Below are 17,949 nucleotides of genomic sequence, written 5' to 3' on the forward strand. Positions count from 1 at the left end.
TGAAGATGAACAAAAGAACGCCCCGGCGATGCCGGGGCGTTCTTTTTGATCGGGCGCGGTCAGCCCTTCATGAGCTCCTGTGCCTTGCGCTCCAGGTCGTCCAGACCGCCGCACATGAAGAAGGCCTGCTCAGGGAAGTGGTCGTACTCGCCCTCGCTGATCTTCCGGAAGGCCTCGATGGTCTCCTTGATCGGGACCGTCGAACCCGGCACACCGGTGAACTGCTCCGCCGCGTAGGTGTTCTGCGACAGGAAACGCTCGATCCGGCGGGCCCGGCCGACCGTGACCTTGTCCTCCTCGGAGAGCTCCTCGATGCCGAGGATGGCGATGATGTCCTGCAGGTCCTTGTAGCGCTGCAGGATCCGCTTCACCTCGGTGGCCACCGCGAAGTGCTCCTGGCCGACGAACTCCGGGGCGAGGATCCGGGACGAGGACGCCAGCGGGTCCACGGCCGGGTAGATGCCCTTGTCGGAGATCGACCGCTCCAGGTTGGTGGTCGCGTCGAGGTGGGCGAACGTGGTGGCCGGGGCGGGGTCGGTGTAGTCGTCCGCCGGCACGTAGATCGCCTGCATCGAGGTGATGGCCTGGCCCCGGACGGAGGTGATCCGCTCCTGGAGCTCGCCCATCTCGTCGGCCAGGGTCGGCTGGTAACCCACGGCGCTCGGCATCCGACCGAGCAGCGTGGAGACCTCGGAACCGGCCTGCGTGAAGCGGAAGATGTTGTCGATGAAGAGCAGCACCTCCTGCTTCTTCACGTCACGGAAGTACTCCGCCATCGTCAGCGCCGAGAGGGCGACCCGGAGCCGGGTGCCCGGCGGCTCGTCCATCTGGCCGTAGACCAGCGCGGTCTTGTCGATGACGCCGGACTCGGTCATCTCGGCGATGAGGTCGTTGCCCTCACGGGTCCGCTCACCCACACCGGCGAAGACCGACGTACCACCGAAGTTGCGGGCGACGCGGGTGATCATCTCCTGGATGAGCACCGTCTTGCCCACGCCCGCGCCGCCGAACAGGCCGATCTTGCCGCCCTTGACGTACGGGGCGAGCAGGTCGATGACCTTGATGCCGGTCTCCAGCATCTCGGTCTTCGGCTCCAGGTCCGCGAAGGCCGGGGCCTTGCGGTGGATCTGCCAGTGGTCGTCCGCCTGGAGGGTCTCGCCCTCGGTCAGGTTGAGGACCTCACCGATCGCGTTGAACACGTGGCCCTTGACGGCGTCGCCCACCGGCACGGTGATCGGCGAGCCGGTGTCCCGCACGACCGAACCGCGGACCAGGCCGTCGGTCGGCTGCATCGAGATGGCGCGGACCACGTTGTCGCCCAGGTGCTGGGCGACCTCGAGGGTCAGCGTCTTCTCGCCGCCGGAGAGCGTCACGTCGACGTGCAGGGCGTTGAACAGGTCCGGCATGGCGTCGCGCGGGAACTCGGCGTCGACGACCGGGCCGATGACCCGGACCACGCGACCGGTGGCCGTCTTGGTCTCTACTGGGGCAGTCATCACACTTCACTTCCCGACGCGGCCAGCGCGTTCGCGCCGCCGACGATCTCGCTGATCTCCTGGGTGATCCCGGCCTGGCGGGCCGAGTTCATCTCACGCGTGTACTTCTCGATCATCTCTTCGGCGTTGTCCGTGGCCGCCTTCATGGCCCGCCGACGGGCCGCCGACTCGCTCGCCGCCGACTCGATCAACGCCGCGTAGATCCGCGTGTTGATGTAGCGCGGCAGGAGCGCGTCGAGCAGCGCCTCCGCCTCCGGCTCGAACTCGTACGCCGGGAGCAGGCCCTCGGACCGCGGACGGTCCTCGACCTGCATCGGGCCGATGATCTTCGCGACCGGCGTCTGGGTCATCAGCGAGTGGAACTCGGTGTAGACGATGTGCAGCTCGTCGATCCCGAGCACCCCGTCCGCCCCGGCGCCGCCGTCGACGTCGTCCGCGCCGGACGAGAACGCCTTGATCAGCGTCTCGCCCACCTCGCGGGCGTCCGTGAACGCCGGCTGCTCCGAGAAGCCCGTCCAGCTCGCCTCGATCGGCCGGTTGCGGAACCGGTAGTACGTCACGCCCTTGCGGCCGATGACGTACAGGACCGGCTCCTTGCCGTCCGCCCGCAGCCGGGCGATCAGCGACTCGGCCGTCCGGATCGCGTTGGTGCTGTAACCGCCAGCCAGGCCCCGGTCGGCGGTCACCAGCAGGACGCCGGCCCGCCGAACCCGCTCGCGCGGGGTCAGCAGCGGGTGGTCGATCCGCGCGTTGGACGCCAGCGCGGTGAGCACGCCGGTGATGGCCTGGGCGTACGGCAGGGACGCCTCGACCCGGGCCTGGGCCTTGGCGATCCGGCTCGTCGCCACGAGCTCCATCGCCTTGGTGATCTTCTTCATCGACTTGGCGGAACGGATCCGCTGACGAAGAACGCGTACCTGGGCCGCCACGGGATCAGCTCTCGGCCGGGCGGTCGGTCGCGCCGTCGCGGAACCGGGTCACCGTCTCGCGGTTCTCGTCGCCCTCCAGCGGAGCGGCGGGCGCGTCGTTGACCTGGCGCTCGTCCTCCTTGCCGAGGAAGACCTGCTTGAACTCCGTGATGGCGGCGTCGAGCGAGGCGATGATGTCGTCGTCCCACTTGTTGTCCGCGATCCCGGCCAGGACGCCCGCGTGCTTGTGCCGCAGGTACTGGAGGAACTCGGACTCGAAGCGACGGATCTCGCCGACCGGGACGTCGTCGAGCTTGCCCTCGGTGCCGGCCCAGACGGAGACGACCTGCTCCTGCACCGGGTACGGCGAGTAGTTCGCCTGCTTGAGCAGCTCGACCAGGCGGGAGCCGCGCTCCAGCTGGGCGCGGGAGGCCTTGTCCAGGTCGGAGGCGAAGGCGGCGAACGCCTCCAGCTCGCGGTACTGGGCCAGGTTGAGCCGCAGCGAACCGGCGACCTTGCGCATCGGCTTCACCTGCGCGGCGCCACCGACCCGGGAGACCGAGGTGCCGACGTTGATCGCCGGACGGACGCCCTGGTTGAACAGGTCGGTCTCCAGGAAGATCTGGCCGTCGGTGATCGAGATGACGTTGGTCGGGATGAACGCCGAGATGTCGTTCGCCTTGGTCTCGATGATCGGCAGACCGGTCATCGAGCCGCCGCCCAGCTCGTCGGAGAGCTTGGCGCAGCGCTCCAGCAGGCGGGAGTGCAGGTAGAAGACGTCACCCGGGTAGGCCTCGCGGCCCGGCGGGCGGCGCAGCAGCAGCGACACGGCCCGGTACGCCTCGGCCTGCTTGCTCAGGTCGTCGAAGACGATCAGGACGTGCTTGCCGCCGTACATCCAGTGCTGCCCGATGGACGAGCCGGTGTAGGGCGCGAGGTACTTGAAGCCGGCCGGGTCGGAGGCCGGCGAGGCGACGATGGTCGTGTACTCCATCGCGCCCGCCTCCTCCAGCGTCCCCTTGATGGAGGCGATGGTGGAGGCCTTCTGGCCGATCGCGACGTAGATGCAGCGGACCTGCTTCGTCGGGTCGCCGGAGCGCCAGTTGTCCCGCTGGTTGAGGATCGCGTCCAGGGCGACCGTGGTCTTACCGGTCTTCCGGTCACCGATGATCAGCTGACGCTGGCCCCGGCCGATCGGGGTCATCGCGTCGATGGCCTTGATGCCGGTCTGCAGCGGCTCGAACACCGACTGCCGGGACATCACGTTGGGGGCCTGGAGCTCCAGCTCCCGGTAGCCCTCGTTGGCGATGTCGCCGAGGCCGTCGATCGGCTGGCCCAGCGCGTTGACCACGCGGCCGAGGAAGGCGTCGCCGACGGGCACGGAGAGCACCCGCTCCGTGCGCTTGACGCGCTGCCCCTCCTCGATCCCGCTGTAGTCACCGAGGACGACGACGCCGATGTCCCGAACGTCGAGGTTCAGCGCCACGCCGAGCGTGCCGTCCTCGAACTCCAGGAGCTCGTTGGTCATGGTCGAGGGCAGGCCCTCGACGTGGGCGATGCCGTCGCCGGCGTCCGCGACGGTGCCGACCTCCTCGCGGGAGACGGCGGACGAGTAGGAGGAGACGTAGCGCTCCAGGGCGCCGCGGATCTCCTCCGTCGAGATGGTCAGCTCGGCCATCCTCTGCTTCCTTATGTATCAGGGGCCCGGGATACCTAGTACCGACCGGTCCGAATGGCGTCTGTCGTTCGGGGCGCTAAGCGGCGGAGCCGGTCAGCGCTTCGCGAGCGCGTTGCGGGTCTCGTTGAGGCGGCGAAGGACGGTCCCGTCGTACAGGTCGGAGCCGACCCGCACACTCACGCCACCCAGAACGTCGGGGTTCACCGTCTGTCGGACGGACACTTCCCGACCGTATATCGCGGACAGGCGAGCGCCCAGCCGCTGCTCCTCCTCGTCACTCAACGGGGCGGCGACGGTCACGTACGCGACCTGCCGGTCCCGCCGATCGGCGGCCAGCTCGACCAGCCGGGTGAGCGCGCCGACGAAGGAGCGCCCCCCGAAGCCGGCGAGCGCGGCCCCGACGAGGTAGCCGGTGACCGGACGGGCCTTGCCGGCGAGCAGCTCGTCGGCCAGGGCGGCCCGCTGCTGCACCGGCGCCATCGGGTCGGAGAGCGCGTTGGACAGCTCGGGCGTGCCGGAGACGACCTGCCCGAAGCGGAACAGCTCGTCCTCGACCTCGCCCAGCTCGCCGGCGATGTCGGCGCCCGCCAGGACCGCCTCGATGCCCAGCCGCTCGGTGCCGTCGAGCAGCTCCGAGGGCGCGGACCAGCGGCCGGAGACCAGCGCGCTGACCAGGGCGAGGGCGTCCGCGCCGATCTTGCCGGAGAGCACGTTCTCCAGCAGGCCGGCGCGGTCCTCCCCGGAGCGGGCCGGGTCGGAGAGCGCCCGGCGCAGCCGCGGCTCCCGCCGCAGCAGGGCGGCGACGGAGAGGATGTCGTCGGCGGTGGTGGCCACCGCCGACGGCTCCGCGCCGCGGACGTACGCGTCGAGGCGCTCGGCCGCGATCTTGTACGACTCCCGGCTGGCGGCCTGCATCAGCGGGCCCCCGTGCTCTCGAGGCTGCTCAGGAACCGGTCGACGGTGCCCTTGCGACGCGCCTCGTCGGCGAGCGACTCACCGACGATCTTGCTGGCCAGATCGACCGCGATCGTGCCGACCTCCGCGCGCAGCTCGCGCACGATGGTGGCCCGCTCGGCGGCGAGCTGGTCCTTGCCGGCCTGGATGACCCGGTCGGCCTCTTCGCGCGCCTTGGCGAGGATGTCCTGCCGGATGCCCTCGGCGTCGGCGCGGGCATCGTCCCGGATCTTGGCGGCGTCGGTGCGCGCCTCGGCGAGCTGCGCGCGGTACTGCTCGAGCAGCTGGCCCGCCTCGGCCTGGGCCGCCTCGGCGCGCTTGATGCCACCCTCGATGGCGTCGACCCGGGCCTGGAACGTCTGCTCCATGCGCGGGAAGACGAACTTCATCAGCACGAAGCAGAGCACGATGAAGGCGATGCCACCGACCACGATCTCCTGCCAGAGCGGGAGAATCGGGTTGTGGCCACCCTCACCCCCCTCTGCGGCGAGCAGCTGGTACATGGATGACCTCCCGGTCTACAGGGACGGGATCAGGCGCCGGACCAGACGAAGCCGAACGCGACGCCCAGCAGGGCCAGCGCCTCGATGACGGCGAAGCCGATCCAGACGTACGGCAGGGTCATCCGCGACGACTCCGGCTGGCGGGCGGTCGACTGGATGTAGGCGGCGAAGACCAGGCCGACGCCGATGCCCGGGCCGATGGCCGCGAGGCCGTAGCCGATGGCGGCGGTGCTGCCCTCTACCGCGGCGAGAACGCTAGCGTCCATTGGTGTGGTTCCTCCTGGTTATCACGCGTGACTCTCACGCGGGACGACAACGGTTGGTGCGAGTGGATCAGTGTTCCTCGGCGAGCGCGCCCTGCACGTAGCTGGCGGTGAGCACCGTGAAGACGTAGGCCTGCAGGACGATCACCAGGAACTCGAGGAAGGTCAACGCGATGGTCATCAGCCAGGACACCACCGAGATCGGTGCCAGCAGCGCGTTGGCGTTGAGCATCGCGAAGCCGCCGAGCGTGAAGACCAGCAGGAGCATGTGGCCGGCGAACATGTTCGCGAAGAGACGGACGGCCAGCGAGAACGGCCGGACCAGGAAAGTCGAGAACGCCTCGATCGGGATCAGCAGCGGCAGGATGTACCAGGGCGCCGGCGGCACCAGCGCGTTCTTGAAGTACTTGACGAAGCCGTGCTGCTTGATGCCGACGTAGTTGAAGAGCACGTAGCTGATCAGCGCAAGGAACGCCGGGAAGGCGATGTGCGAGTTCGGCGAGATCTGGAAGAACGGCACGATCGCGAAGAAGTTCGTGAGCAGCACGAAGCAGAAGAGCGTCGTGAAGTACGGCGCGAACCGCACGCCCGCGTGCCCGATCATGTCGACCGCGATGTTGTTGCGGACGAAGCCGTAGATCGACTCGGCGAGCCACTGCTTCTTGGTCGGCACCAGCTTCGGGTTCCGGTAGCTCAGCAGGAAGAACAGGATCAGGATCCCGACCGCCAGCCACACCATGAACGTGATCTTGGTGAACCAGTAGTTGTTGTGGGCGCCCCACGGCACGATGCTGGGCAGGTAGAAGTCCTCCACACTGGGTGGGAAGTTGACTTCGCCCTGTGCCAGGACGTTCGACGCTCCGTTCACCGCGTCCCTTCCTATTGAGGCGTGCCGAGCTTGCGGATGACCAGGATGACTCCCCCGGCCATGCCGAGCACGATGCCGATCCCGGTGGCGACACCACCGGTGTCCAACCACCGGTCGACCAGCCAGCCGATGAAACCCCACACGAGCATGCCCGCGATCAGGTAGCTGAGCGCGGTCCAGCCCTGACCGGCACCGGACGGAACGTCGCCCGGGCCGCCAGCGCTGGGGGGTTTCTGGTCACCGGCCATGACGGGGCGAACGATATCAGTCGAGTGGACGAGGCTGTGCCTCACCCCCCGCACAACCTGGTTGTGTGGGACACGGGCGGGCGAACTCGTCTGGAGGCACGGTACTCCCCTTCGGAGCGAGAGAGAATGACCGATCGGGGACACATCGGCGTGCCGTACCGACAGGTGGGACGGGCGCGTCCCTCCTGGTCGGTCAGCCTCGCATCCGCCGCGCGTGCACCGTCGTCAACCACCAGATGTGCACGCCCGTCCACACCACGACCCCGGCGGCGATGCCCAGGCAGAGCGGGATCAGGCCGGGCCAGCCGGTCGACGCCACCGCCACCATGACCGCGCCGAGCAGCGTGAACTTGGCGACGTAGAGCCCCAGGCCGAACGGCAGCACGAGCTGGGTGTCCCGGGAGTCGGCCCAGGCCAGCACGACGGTCGTGATGGTGTAGCTGAGCGCCGTGATCCCCACCCCGACGGCGGCGCCGAGCGCCGCGTCGCCGCCGCGGGTCGCCCCGCCGACCACCCCGGCGAGCGCGGCCATCACCGCCGAGGCCGCGAGCAGCACCGGCAGGTGGCGCAGCCGCCAGCCCCGGTCCTCGGCCGCCTCGGCCGCGCGGGCGGTGGGCTCAGCCACGGGGGTACGCCGGGAACGCCGTCACCAGCTCGGTCACCTCGGCCCCGATCCGGGCCAGCTCGTCGGTGCCGCCGGCCGCCGCCGGGTCGGTCCGGACCGCGCGGGCGATCAGCTCGGCCACCCGGCGCATCTCCCCCTCGCGCATGCCCTGGGTGGTGACGCTCGGCGTGCCCACCCGGATGCCGGAGGCGACCATCGGCTTCTGCGGGTCGTACGGGATCGCGTTCTTGTTCAGCGTGATCCCGGCGGCGTCGCAGCGGGCCTCGGCGTCCGCGCCGGTCACCCCCACCTCGCGCAGGTCGATGAGGGCCAGGTGGGTGTCGGTGCCGCCGGAGACCGGGCGCATCCCCTCGGCGGCCAGCCCGGCCGCGAGGGCCCGCGCGTTGTCGACCACCTGGGTGGCGTACGCGCGGAACTCCGGCTGGGCGGCCTCGCGCAGCGCCACCGCCTTCGCCGCGACCGCGTGCATCAGCGGGCCGCCCTGCGTGAACGGAAAGACCGCCTTGTCGATCCGCTGGGCCAGCGACTCCCGGCAGAGGATCATGCCGCCGCGCGGCCCGCGCAGCACCTTGTGGGTGGTGAAGCAGACGACGTCGGCGTACGGCACCGGTGACGGGATGGCCCCGCCGGCGACCAGCCCGATGAAGTGCGCGGCGTCCACCATGAGGTAGGCGTCGACCTCGTCGGCGATCTCCCGGAACCGGGCGAAGTCGATCAGCCGCGGGTACGCGGTCGCCCCGCAGATGATCATTTTCGGTCGGTGCGCCAGGGCCAGGTCGCGGACCTCGTCGTAGTCGATCAGCTCGGTGTCCGGCCGCACGGTGTAGCCGACCGTGGCGAACCACTTGCCGGAGAAGTTCACCCGGCTGCCGTGGGTGAGGTGGCCGCCGTGCGGCAGGTCCATCGCGAGCACCGTGTCGCCCGGCTGCACCAGGGCGGCGTACGCGGCCAGGTTGGCGCTGGCGCCGGAGTGCGGCTGGAGGTTGGCGTGCTCGGCGCCGAAGAGCTCCCGGGCGCGGGCGATGCCGATCTCCTCCGCCCGGTCCACCTCGGCGCAGCCGCCGTAGTAGCGCCGCCCCGGATAGCCCTCGGCGTACTTGTTGGTCAGCGTCGAGCCGAGCGCGGCCAGCACCGCCGGCGAGGTGAAGTTCTCGCTGGCGATCAGCTGCAACCCGCCGCGCAGCCGGTCGAGCTCACCGAGCACGACACCCGCGATCTCGGGGTCGGTCGCCCGCAGCTCGTCGAAATCCGGCCCCCAGAAGGTGCTCGTCACGGTGTCCACGACGAAGGAGTCTAGGCGGCCCCAGACTGGTAACCATGAGATGCCTCGTCACCGGCGCCACGGGTTACATCGGCGGGCGGCTCGCGCCCCGGCTGTTGGCGGAGGGTCACCAGGTGCGCTGCCTCGCCCGGCACGCCGGCCGGCTGCGGGACGTGCCGTGGGCGGGTCAGGTCGAGGTCGTCGAGGGTGACCTGCGCCGGCCGGAGACCCTGCCGGCCGTCTTCGCCGACGTGGAGGTCGCCTACTACCTGGTGCACTCCCTCGGCCAGGCCGGGTTCGAGAAGACCGACCGCGAGGCCGCGGAGGCGTTCGCCACCGCCGCCCGGGCCGCCGGCGTACGCCGGATCGTCTACCTCGGTGGCCCGCAGCCCGCCGAGGACGGCGGACCGGGCTCGGCGCACCTGCGGTCCCGGGCCGAGGTCGGGCGGATCCTGCTGGAGAGCGGCGTGCCCACCGCCGTGCTCCGGGCCGCGGTGATCATCGGCTCCGGTTCGGCCTCGTTCGAGATGCTGCGCTACCTGACCGAGCGGCTGCCCGCCATGGTGACCCCCCGCTGGGTGCGCAACCGGATCCAGCCCATCGCGGTCCGGGACGTGCTGCGCTACCTGGTCGGCTGCGCCGACCTGCCGTCCGAGGTGAACCGCGGGTTCGACATCGGCGGTCCCGACGTGCTCACCTTCGGCGAGATGATGCAGCGGTACGCCAGAGTGGCCGGGCTGCGTCCCCGGATCATCGTGCCGGTCCGGCCGCTGAGCCCGAAGCTCTCGTCGTACTGGGTCGGGCTGGTCACCCCGGTGCCGAACAAGATCGCGACGCCGCTCGTGGAGAGCCTCATTCACGAGGCGGTCGCCCACGAGCACGACATCGCCGCGTACGTGCCCGACCCCCCGCAGGGACTCACCGGCTTCGACCGCGCCGTCGAACTCGCGCTCGCCAAGGTGCGCGACGCGCAGGTGGAGACCCGCTGGTCGACCGCGAGCATCCCGGACGCGCCGGCCGAGCCGCTGCCCAGCGACCCCGCCTGGTCCGGCGGCACCGCCTACACGGACCTGCGGGAGCGGGCGGTGCACGCGCCACCGGAGGCGCTCTGGCAGGTGGTCGAGGGGGTCGGCGGCGAGCACGGCTGGTACTCGTTCCCGCTCGCCTGGTCGGTGCGGGGTTGGCTCGACCGGCTGGTCGGCGGCGTCGGGCTGCGCCGTGGGCGGCGCGACCCGCACCGGCTCCAGGTCGGCGAGGCGCTGGACTTCTGGCGGGTCGAGGAGATCGTGCCGGGCGAGTTGCTGCGGCTGCGGGCGGAGATGCGGCTGCCCGGCCGGGCCTGGCTGGAGATGCGGGTGCTGCCCACCGACGACGGACGCAGCCGCTACCTGCAGCGGGCCGTGTTCCTGCCGCGCGGGCTGCCCGGGCACGCCTACTGGAAGGCGGTGGCGCCGTTCCACGCGGTCGTGTTCGGCGGAATGGCCCGCAACATCGCCCGGGGCGCCGAGCAGGAGCCGGTGGGGATCAGTTCCCGTCCCGGGCGCCGGTGACCTCGAACGCGGTCCGCTCGCTGGGCGGCACGAAGTCGCGTACCGGCTGGTCGCGCAGGGCGAACGAGAGCACCTCACCGACCGCCTCCACCAGCCGGGCCTGAACGGCCTGACCGACCAGGTCGCGCGGGTCGTCCGGGTTCGCGGCCATCGAGGCCACGGCCAGCTGCGGCGTGAACGCGACGACCGTCTCCGTGGCGTACCGCTCGGAGCTGCCCGTCTTGCCGGCCACCGGCCGGCCGAGCCGGCCGCGCAGGTCCTCGGCCGTGCCGCCGTCGTCACAGCCGTGGTACATCGACTGGTCGCCCACCGGGCACCGGGCCGCGTCGACCGCGGCCCGCGACACGTCGGCGTCGAGCACCTGACGGCAGTCCGGTGCCGCCGCGTCCACCGGCCGGCCGGCCGCGTCCTTGATCGACATCACCGGTGACGGCGCGCACCAGGTGCCCTCGGCGGCCACCGTGGCGTACGCGTTGGCCAGGTCGAGCGGTGTGGTGGCGGAGACGCCCAGGGTGAACGGCCCCCAGTCCTTCGCGCCGTAGCGGGCCAGCCGGGCGTCCTCGTCGGCGCGGAACGTGATGCCGAGCCGCTCGGCCATCTCCACCACCCGGTCGGCGCCCACGCGCTCGGTCAACCACGCGAAGTACGTGTTCACCGAGCGTCCGAACGCGGTCCACATGTCCTGCCGGCCGTCCATCGACGTCGAGGCGTTCTCCGGGCACCACCGGCCGCCGCAGCTCGCCTCCCCGGTCACCGGGAAGCGGGTGACCAGCCGGCCGGGCGCGTCGTAGACGGTCCGCAGCGGCAGCCCCGACTCCAGCGCGGCCAGCATGGTGAACAGCTTGAAGGTCGACCCGCCCTGGTAGCCGCTGATCGCCCCGCCGCCGGCCACCAGCTGGTTGACGGTGTTGGGGCGGTTCTTCTGCCCGGCCGGGTTGTCGTCCACGCTGTAGGTGCGGTTGACCGCCATCGCCAGCACCCGCCCGGTGCCGGGTTGCACGACCGCGGTCGGCGCCGTCCGGCGGTCGGTCACCGGGTAGACCCGCAGCACCTGCTCGACGGTGGCCCGCTGCACGGCCGGGTCGAGCGACGAGACGACCGAGTAACCGCCCCGGCGCAGGGACAGCGACCGCTCCTCTTCGGTGGCTCCGAACGCCGGCTGGGTGCGCCACCACCGGGTGAACCAGTCGCAGAAGAAGCCCCAGTCGTTGTGCGCCCCCGGCACGGCGGTGCAGTCGTTGGGGGTCTCGCTGGGGCGCAGGGCCAACGGCTCGGCCTTGGCCCGCGCGGCCTGCTCGGGCGGGATCTGACCGGTCTCCACCAGCTGGTCCAGCACGTACGCCCGGCGGCTCAGGGCCGCGTCGGCGTCGCCGTTGATCGGGTCGTCGGTGTGCGGGGAGCGCACCAGCCCGGCCAGCAGCGCCGACTGGGCCGCGGTCAGGTCGGCCGGTGCGGTGGAGAAGTAGCGTTTGCTCGCCGCGGCGATCCCGTACGCCCCGGCACCGAAGTACGCGATGTTCAGGTAGCGGGCGAGGATCTCCTCCTTGCTCAGCTCACGCTCCAGGGCGAGCGCGTACCGCATCTCCTGGACCTTGCGGGCGGTCGTCACCTCGGTCGCCGCCTGCCGCTGCCGCTCGGTGAGCCGCGGGTCGCTGCTGAGCACGTTCCGGACGTACTGCATGGTCAGCGTCGAGGCGCCCTGGCGGGTCTGGCCGTCGCGCCGGTTGACCGTGAACGCCCGCGCCACCCCGCGCAGGTCGACGCCGCTGTGCTGGTAGAAGCGGACGTCCTCGGCGGCGACGATCGCCTGCCGCATCACCGGCGCCACCTCGTGCAGCGGCACGTCCACCCGGTCCTCCTGGTAGAAGGACGTGATCAGGGTGGTCCCGTCGTTGGCGTAGAGGTTGGTGCGCTGGGCCGTGGGCGGCGTGCGCAGCGTGTTGGGCAGCTCCGAGTAGGGCGTGGAGAGCGCGCTGAAGCCGATCCCGAACACCAGCGCGACCGGCAGGGCGGCCATGGCCAGCACCAGTCCGGCCAGCACGCCGGCGATCAGCACGGTCACCACTTTGTCGAGTCGGGCCCGGATCATCAGCTCTCCCCGCAGGAGCCGGTCACGCTTGGACCCGTTCAGAATGACCCGGAAGGCCCCAATCTCCCCCGGTTTTCACCAAACCCGGAGGAATTTCGCGAGGCGGTCACTCACGCGCGGGACGAGCCACCGGCGCTCAGGGCAGGAGCACAGCCGCCAGCGGCTGCACGGTCTCCTCGATCTCGTCGGCCACCCGGCTGAAGCACTGGTCGCCGCGACCCCACGGATCGTCCAGGTCGTCGGTGGAGAGCGCCCCCGCGCCCCGCCGGGACCCGTGCGCCGCCGCCACGAGCGCCACGCCCCGCGCGTACACGGCCTCCGGGGTCGCCTCGCCGGGCGGCAGCCCGGCCGCGTCCACCGCGCCCAGCAGCCGGCCGAACTCACCCAGGACGAAGGTGCGCCCGGCCGCGTCGGGGCGCAGCGCCAGCACGTACTCGTGCTGGTCGGCGGTGGCGGTGAGGATCAGGTCGGCGGCGTCGATGTGGTCGGAGCGCAGCTTGCGGGCGGCGAACCCCTCGACGTCACCGCCCCGGGTGACCACCTGCCGCGCCGCCGGCGGGTTCATCTCCTCGCCCGCGTGCCAGCCGCCGGTGCCCGCGCTGTGGCTGTGCACCAGCTCGTCGACGCCGGCCGGGTCCACGCCGCGCCGCGCCAGCCGATCCCGCACGGCCAGCGCCAACAGCCGCTCGGCCATCGGCGACCGGCAGATGTTCCCCATGCAGACGTGCAGGACGGTGAACGGCGGCACTACGCCCCCTCGACGATGTCCGGCACCACGTCGCGGAGCTTCTCCAGCGGAATCGCGCCCTGGCGCAGCACCTGCGGCACCTCACCGGTGAGGTCGACGATCGTGCTCGGCACCGGATCCGGGCAGGGGCCCGCCTCCAGGTAGGCGCGGACGGAGTAGCCGAGCTGGTCGCGCGCCTCCTCGGCGGTGACCGCGGCCGGCTGGCCGGTCTTGTTGGCCGAGGAGACCGCCATCGGCCCGGTCTCCCGCAGCACCTCCAGCGCCACCGGGTGCAGCGGCATCCGGACCGCGACCGTGCCGGTCTTGTCGCCCAGGTCCCACTGCAGGCTCGGCGAGTGCTCGACCACGATCGTCAGCGCGCCGGGCCAGAACGCCTCGACCAGGTCGCGGGCCGCCCGGGGCAGCGAGAAGACCAGGCCGTCGAGGGTGTTCCGCGACCCGATCAGCACCGGCGGCGGCATCTGCCGCCCCCGGCCCTTGGCGTCCAACAGGGCCTTCACCGCGTACGGGGTGAAGGCGTCGGCGCCGATGCCGTAAACCGTGTCCGTCGGCAGGACGACCAGCTCGCCGTTCTTGACCGCCTCGATCGCCGCGGCGATGCCGCGGTCCCGATCGGCGGGCGACCGGCAGTCGTAGAGCATCACGAGGAGCCAGTCTGCCACGCCCCGCCGGAGTCGGGGCGACGGCCGTCCGAGCGGCGGGACGCGGTGGCGAATCGGGCCCGGCCGGTCAGGTCCGGGTGGTCGGCGACGTCGGCGAACCGGCCGTCCGCCACGAGCAGCGCGGGCACGTCCGCGCCGTGCGTGTCGTCGTGCTCGACGCCGAGGACCCCGCCGGGGCGCAGGAGGGCCGCCGCGCGCGCGATCACCGGCCGGATCACCGCGAGCCCGTCCACGCCACCGAAGACCGCCTCCGCCGGGTCGTGCCCGGCGACCTCCGGGGGGACCACCGTGTCGGCCGGCACGTACGGCGGGTTGCAGAGCAGCACGTCCACCCGGCCGACGAGCTCCGCCAGCAGGTTCGGGGCGGTGACGTCCGCCTCGACCACCTCGACCGGCCGGTCCCCCGCGGCGGCCCGGTCCGCCGCGTTGCGGCGCAGCCAGCGCAGCGCCGCCGGGGACCGCTCCACCGCCACCACCCGCGCGGTCGGCAGCTCCTGGGCCACCGCGAGCGCGATCGCACCCGAGCCGCTGCACAGGTCCACGACCACCGGGCCCGGCGGCCCGACCTGGCGGGCCCGCTCGATCCCCCAGCCGGCGAGCAGCTCGGTCTCCGGACGGGGCACGAACACGCCCGGGCCGACCGCCAGCTCCAGGTGCCGGAACGCGGCGCTGCCGGTCAGGTGCTGCAACGGCTCCCGGGCGACCCGCCGGGCGACCAGGGCGTCGAAGGCGGCCAGCTGGTCGGGGTCGAACCCGTCGGCGAGGGCCAGGCGCCCCCGGGGCACCTCCAGCACGTACGCGGCCAGCAGCTCGGCCTCCGCGCGGGTCGCCTCCACACCGGCGTCGGCCAGCGCCCGTGCGGCTCTGGCCACCGCCATCGAGGGCCGGTACCGTTTCGACCCTTCGGACGGGTGTTGCGGCTCGATGGTCACGACATAATCATGAAGCGTCGCGGGTCACGTCACGAGCCGGTGCGTCCAGGCGCACACCGACAGGAGGTCGCTGGTGGGTTGGCTCGACCGGGTCGAAGACCAGGTTGACGCGCTGACGCAGGCACGGGCGTTGCAGGAGGCCAGCCGGAGCGCCGAGGGCTACGCGGTGCTGGAGCGTGTGCTTCGCACCACCACCGACCCGCGCACCCGCGCCGACGCCCTCGTGCAGCGCCTCTCCGCTCTGATCAATCTCGGGCGCACCGCCGAGTTCACCCGGGCGATCGAGGAGGCGTCGGCGGCCGTCCGCGACCTCGCCGAGCCCTACCTGCACGGCCACCTCAACGCGCTCGCCGCGCTCGCCGCCCACCACCAGGGCGCGCTGGACCGCTGCGTCACCCACCTCGTCCGGGCCGCCCGGGCGCTCGGCGCGGTGGAGGAGCCGGACCGGGACACCGCCTGGGGCTGGCACGACCTCGCCATGGCCTACTCCTACCTCAGCTTCCACGGCTACGCCCTCGGCGCGATCGAACGCGCCCGCCAGCTCGGCCTGGCCGCCGGCATTCCCGAGGAGACCTTCGCGGCGCCCGGCATCCGGCTGCGCAACGCCGTCGCGCTCGACCACAACGGGGACAGCGACGGCTGCCTGCGGGTGCTCCGCGACGTGGCCGCCGACCTGAGCCGGTTCCTGCGCAGCGGCCGGGCCGGCCAGCTGCGCCCGAGCAGCCTCGCCGCCTACGGCTACGCGGCCGCCCGGCGGGCCGCCCTGGGCGACGAGATCGAGCCCGGCAGCGACACCGACCCGGCGCGGCTGCTCGCCCACGGCGGTGACAGCGCCCGCGCCCGGGACATGCGCGACCTCGGGCACGTGTGCCTCGCCATCGCCGCCGGCCGGCCGATCGAGGCGGTCACCCGGCTGGACTCCGTCCACGTCTCGAACGAGACGCTCGGGGCGGCCGAGCCGGCCCGGCTGCGCAGCATCGCGCTCGCCCGGGCCGGTGACCACGCCGCCGCGCACCGGGTCGACCGGCTGGCGTTCCGGCTCGCGGCGCAGCGCAACGACCGCCTTCGGGACGTCTACATCGACGGCATCGCCGCGCGGATCGACCACGAGGAGATGCGCCGGGAGGCGGCGCGCTACGAGGGTGAGGCGTTGACCGACCCGCTGACCGGGCTGCCCAACCGGCGCCGGCTGGAGCGCTACATCGCCGCCGTGGTGTCGCGGGGCGAGCGCGTGGTGATCGGGGTCTGCGACCTGGACGGCTTCAAGGCGGTGAACACCCGGCACGGCCACCACTCCGGCGACCTGGTGCTCCAGCGGATCGCCGGGGTGATCAACCGGGTGATGCGCCGGGGCGACTTCGTGGCCCGCTACGGCGGGGACGAGTTCGTCGTGGTGCTGCCCGACGCCGGCATGGCCGAGGCGGCCGAGGTGGCCCGGCGGATCGGCGCGGCGGTCGCCGGCGAGGACTGGGAGGCGCTGGTGCCGGGCACCCCGGTCGGGGTGAGCATCGGCTTCGCCGAGGTCGCCGGCACCGGGTCGGCACTGCGCGACGCGCTCAGCGCCGCCTTCGAGATCGCCGACCGCGAGATGCTCCGCGCCAAGTCCCGCCCGCGCGCCTCCTGACCCCGGCCGCGTCCGCGCGGGCGGCGGGCCCCCGGGTCAGCGGCGGGTCAGCTCCGTGTCACCGGCGAGGCGGGCGGTGCGGTCGGCCTCGGCCAGCGCGTCGAGGACGCCGTCCAGATCGCCGGCGAGGGCCAGGTCCAGGTTGTACGCGGTGTAGCCGATCCGGTGGTCGGTGATCCGGTTCTGCGGGAAGTTGTAGGTGCGGATCCGCTCCGAGCGGTCCACCGTCCGCACCTGCGCCTTACGCGCGTCCGAGGCGGCCGCGTCGGCCTGCTCCTGTGCCGCGGCCAGCAGCCGGGCCCGCAGGATCCGCATCGCCTGCTCCCGGTTCTGCAGCTGCGACTTCTCGTTCTGGCAGGAGACCACGATGCCGGTCGGCAGGTGGGTGATCCGCACCGCCGAGTCGGTGGTGTTCACCGACTGGCCGCCGGGGCCGGACGAGCGGAACACGTCGATCCGCAGCTCGTTGGGGTCGATGGTGACGTCGACGTCCTCGGCCTCCGGCAGCACCAGGACGCCCGCCGCGCTGGTGTGGATCCGGCCCTGCGACTCGGTCACCGGGACGCGCTGCACCCGGTGCACGCCGCCCTCCCACTTGAGCCGGGACCAGACTCCGTTGCCGCCCTCCGGGACGCCCTTCGTCTTGATCGCCAGCGAGACGTCCTTGACACCGCCGAGGTCGGAGTCCTGCGCGTCGATCACCTCGGTGAGCCAGCCGTGCCGCTCGGCGTACCGGGTGTACATACGCAGCAGGTCTCCGGCGAAGAGCGCGGACTCCTCGCCGCCCTCACCGGCCTTGATCTCGACGATGACGTCCTTGGCGTCGTGCGGGTCGCGCGGGATGAGCAGCTCTGCGAGCCGCTCCTCCAGTGCCGGCAACGAGGCGGCGATCGACTCGGCCTCGGCGGCGAAGGACGGGTCCTCGGCGGCCAGCTCCCGGGCCGCGGCCAGGTCGGACCGCGCCTGGGCCAGCTCACCGGCCGCCTTGTGCAGCGGGACCAGCTCCGCGTAGCGGCGGCCGATCCGGCGCGCCGTCGCCTGGTCGGCGTGGATGGCCGGGTCGGCGAGCTGCTTCTCCAGGTCCGCGTACTCGTCGAGGAGGGCGGCCAGACGCTCGCTGCTCATGCTGCGGATGCTCCTTCGACGGCGGGGACGGGACGGGGTGACACGCCGAGACGGGCGCCATACGGACGACGCCCGCGCCCGGTGGGAAACCGGACGCGGGCGTCGAACGAGCAGTTACTTGGCCTTTTTGGCCTGAACCTTGGCGTACTTCTGCTGGAACTTCGCGACCCGACCGGCGGTGTCGAGAACGCGCTGCTTACCGGTGTAGAACGGGTGGCAGGCGCTGCAGGTCTCGACCGTGATCGCGCCGCCCTTGGCGGTGCTGCGGGTCGTGAAGGTGTTGCCGCAGGAGCAGCGGACCTCGGTGGTCACGTACTCCGGGTGGATGTTGGGCTTCATGTCGCCTCGGTCCTTTCGTCGGTGGTCGCCGGGTCGCCGTCACCGTCCGTCGCACCGCGCGACGGGCTCGGGCGTG

18 protein-coding genes are annotated in these 17,949 nt (G+C 72.1%); 2 read left to right on the top strand and 16 right to left on the bottom strand.

Translation table 11 applies throughout. From position 1 onward, the window contains the following. Positions 1-59: 59 nt before the first annotated feature. From atpD to glyA, 10 genes are all read right to left on the bottom strand, one after another. Positions 60-1,496 (bottom strand): F0F1 ATP synthase subunit beta, encoded by a 1,437-nt coding sequence (atpD, locus tag ACIBTV_RS11530; RefSeq protein ID WP_091595542.1) that lies wholly within the window; start codon positions 1,494-1,496, stop codon positions 60-62. After that, a complete protein-coding gene (locus tag ACIBTV_RS11535; protein WP_396703924.1) occupies positions 1,496-2,425 on the bottom strand; it encodes a F0F1 ATP synthase subunit gamma in 930 nt (309 codons plus the stop codon). The genes atpD and ACIBTV_RS11535 overlap by 1 nt, the downstream gene beginning before the upstream one ends. Positions 2,426-2,429: 4 nt before the next feature. Further along, positions 2,430-4,082: a F0F1 ATP synthase subunit alpha gene (atpA, locus tag ACIBTV_RS11540; RefSeq protein WP_396703925.1), complete on the bottom strand. Its 1,653-nt coding sequence runs from the start codon at positions 4,080-4,082 to the stop codon at positions 2,430-2,432. 93 nt (positions 4,083-4,175) lie between these two features. Beyond that, entirely contained in the window at positions 4,176-4,997 is an 822-nt protein-coding gene (locus tag ACIBTV_RS11545; protein WP_396703926.1) for a F0F1 ATP synthase subunit delta, read from the bottom strand. Then, positions 4,997-5,539: a F0F1 ATP synthase subunit B gene (locus ACIBTV_RS11550; RefSeq protein WP_091595534.1), complete on the bottom strand. Its 543-nt coding sequence runs from the start codon at positions 5,537-5,539 to the stop codon at positions 4,997-4,999. Before ACIBTV_RS11550 ends, ACIBTV_RS11545 begins: the two co-directional genes overlap by 1 nt. A 29-nt stretch (positions 5,540-5,568) precedes the next feature. Beyond that, a complete protein-coding gene (locus ACIBTV_RS11555; RefSeq protein WP_091595532.1) occupies positions 5,569-5,805 on the bottom strand; it encodes an ATP synthase F0 subunit C in 237 nt (78 codons plus the stop codon). 67 nt (positions 5,806-5,872) lie between these two features. Further along, entirely contained in the window at positions 5,873-6,670 is a 798-nt protein-coding gene (gene atpB / locus ACIBTV_RS11560; protein WP_396703927.1) for a F0F1 ATP synthase subunit A, read from the bottom strand. A gap of 11 nt (positions 6,671-6,681) precedes the next feature. Beyond that, positions 6,682-6,918: an AtpZ/AtpI family protein gene (locus ACIBTV_RS11565; protein WP_091595528.1), complete on the bottom strand. Its 237-nt coding sequence runs from the start codon at positions 6,916-6,918 to the stop codon at positions 6,682-6,684. Positions 6,919-7,111: 193 nt separating this feature from the next. Further along, complete coding sequence (locus ACIBTV_RS11570) at positions 7,112-7,543, bottom strand: hypothetical protein (protein WP_396703928.1); 432 nt, start codon at positions 7,541-7,543, stop codon at positions 7,112-7,114. After that, the gene (gene glyA, locus ACIBTV_RS11575) at positions 7,536-8,825 is read right to left on the bottom strand and encodes a serine hydroxymethyltransferase (protein ID WP_396703929.1); all 1,290 of its coding nucleotides are present in this window, start codon (positions 8,823-8,825) and stop codon (positions 7,536-7,538) included. The genes ACIBTV_RS11570 and glyA overlap by 8 nt, the downstream gene beginning before the upstream one ends. Positions 8,826-8,860: 35 nt before the next feature. Here glyA and ACIBTV_RS11580 point away from each other — a divergent pair, with 35 nt between their 5' ends. Beyond that, the gene (locus ACIBTV_RS11580) at positions 8,861-10,354 is read left to right on the top strand and encodes an SDR family oxidoreductase (RefSeq protein ID WP_396703930.1); all 1,494 of its coding nucleotides are present in this window, start codon (positions 8,861-8,863) and stop codon (positions 10,352-10,354) included. Here the strand turns inward: ACIBTV_RS11580 and ACIBTV_RS11585 are convergent. The 4 genes from ACIBTV_RS11585 to prmC all read right to left on the bottom strand — a co-directional run bounded on the left by ACIBTV_RS11585 (position 10,329) and on the right by prmC (position 14,731). Beyond that, positions 10,329-12,443 (bottom strand): transglycosylase domain-containing protein, encoded by a 2,115-nt coding sequence (locus ACIBTV_RS11585; protein ID WP_396703931.1) that lies wholly within the window; start codon positions 12,441-12,443, stop codon positions 10,329-10,331. The two genes, ACIBTV_RS11580 and ACIBTV_RS11585, sit on opposite strands and share 26 nt — an antisense overlap. 136 nt (positions 12,444-12,579) lie before the next feature. Beyond that, complete coding sequence (locus tag ACIBTV_RS11590) at positions 12,580-13,191, bottom strand: phosphotyrosine protein phosphatase (RefSeq protein ID WP_396703932.1); 612 nt, start codon at positions 13,189-13,191, stop codon at positions 12,580-12,582. After that, entirely contained in the window at positions 13,191-13,832 is a 642-nt protein-coding gene (locus tag ACIBTV_RS11595; RefSeq protein WP_091599441.1) for an L-threonylcarbamoyladenylate synthase, read from the bottom strand. Before ACIBTV_RS11595 ends, ACIBTV_RS11590 begins: the two co-directional genes overlap by 1 nt. Next, positions 13,832-14,731, bottom strand: a complete 900-nt coding sequence (gene prmC, locus ACIBTV_RS11600; RefSeq protein ID WP_396703933.1) for a peptide chain release factor N(5)-glutamine methyltransferase — start codon at positions 14,729-14,731, stop codon at positions 13,832-13,834. The genes ACIBTV_RS11595 and prmC overlap by 1 nt, the downstream gene beginning before the upstream one ends. 127 nt (positions 14,732-14,858) lie before the next feature. Between prmC and ACIBTV_RS11605 the strand changes: the two genes are divergently transcribed. Further along, positions 14,859-16,409: a diguanylate cyclase domain-containing protein gene (locus ACIBTV_RS11605; RefSeq protein WP_396703934.1), complete on the top strand. Its 1,551-nt coding sequence runs from the start codon at positions 14,859-14,861 to the stop codon at positions 16,407-16,409. Positions 16,410-16,445: 36 nt separating this feature from the next. Here the strand turns inward: ACIBTV_RS11605 and prfA are convergent, their stop codons facing one another. Both prfA and rpmE read right to left on the bottom strand, forming a co-directional pair. Then, on the bottom strand, positions 16,446-17,534 hold the full coding sequence (gene prfA / locus ACIBTV_RS11610; protein ID WP_396703935.1) for a peptide chain release factor 1: 1,089 nt from the start codon (positions 17,532-17,534) through the stop codon (positions 16,446-16,448). Between the two features lie 114 nt (positions 17,535-17,648). Then, positions 17,649-17,873: a 50S ribosomal protein L31 gene (gene rpmE, locus ACIBTV_RS11615; protein WP_091595512.1), complete on the bottom strand. Its 225-nt coding sequence runs from the start codon at positions 17,871-17,873 to the stop codon at positions 17,649-17,651. Positions 17,874-17,949: the final 76 nt, after the last annotated feature.

The organism is Micromonospora sp. NPDC049366, assembly GCF_044466625.1.
GTDB lineage: Bacteria > Actinomycetota > Actinomycetes > Mycobacteriales > Micromonosporaceae > Micromonospora.

Coding starts and splice junctions, on each gene's coding strand:
- atpD (WP_091595542.1), bottom strand. CDS start 1,496: ATGACTGCCCCAGTAGAGACCAAGACGGCCACCGGTCGCGTGGTCCGG.
- atpA (WP_396703925.1), bottom strand. CDS start 4,082: ATGGCCGAGCTGACCATCTCGACGGAGGAGATCCGCGGCGCCCTGGAG.
- ACIBTV_RS11545 (WP_396703926.1), bottom strand. CDS start 4,997: ATGCAGGCCGCCAGCCGGGAGTCGTACAAGATCGCGGCCGAGCGCCTC.
- ACIBTV_RS11550 (WP_091595534.1), bottom strand. CDS start 5,539: ATGTACCAGCTGCTCGCCGCAGAGGGGGGTGAGGGTGGCCACAACCCG.
- ACIBTV_RS11555 (WP_091595532.1), bottom strand. CDS start 5,805: ATGGACGCTAGCGTTCTCGCCGCGGTAGAGGGCAGCACCGCCGCCATC.
- ACIBTV_RS11565 (WP_091595528.1), bottom strand. CDS start 6,918: ATGGCCGGTGACCAGAAACCCCCCAGCGCTGGCGGCCCGGGCGACGTT.
- ACIBTV_RS11580 (WP_396703930.1), top strand. CDS start 8,861: ATGAGATGCCTCGTCACCGGCGCCACGGGTTACATCGGCGGGCGGCTC.
- ACIBTV_RS11585 (WP_396703931.1), bottom strand. CDS start 12,443: ATGATCCGGGCCCGACTCGACAAAGTGGTGACCGTGCTGATCGCCGGC.
- ACIBTV_RS11595 (WP_091599441.1), bottom strand. CDS start 13,832: ATGCTCTACGACTGCCGGTCGCCCGCCGATCGGGACCGCGGCATCGCC.
- prmC (WP_396703933.1), bottom strand. CDS start 14,731: ATGGCGGTGGCCAGAGCCGCACGGGCGCTGGCCGACGCCGGTGTGGAG.
- prfA (WP_396703935.1), bottom strand. CDS start 17,534: ATGAGCAGCGAGCGTCTGGCCGCCCTCCTCGACGAGTACGCGGACCTG.
- rpmE (WP_091595512.1), bottom strand. CDS start 17,873: ATGAAGCCCAACATCCACCCGGAGTACGTGACCACCGAGGTCCGCTGC.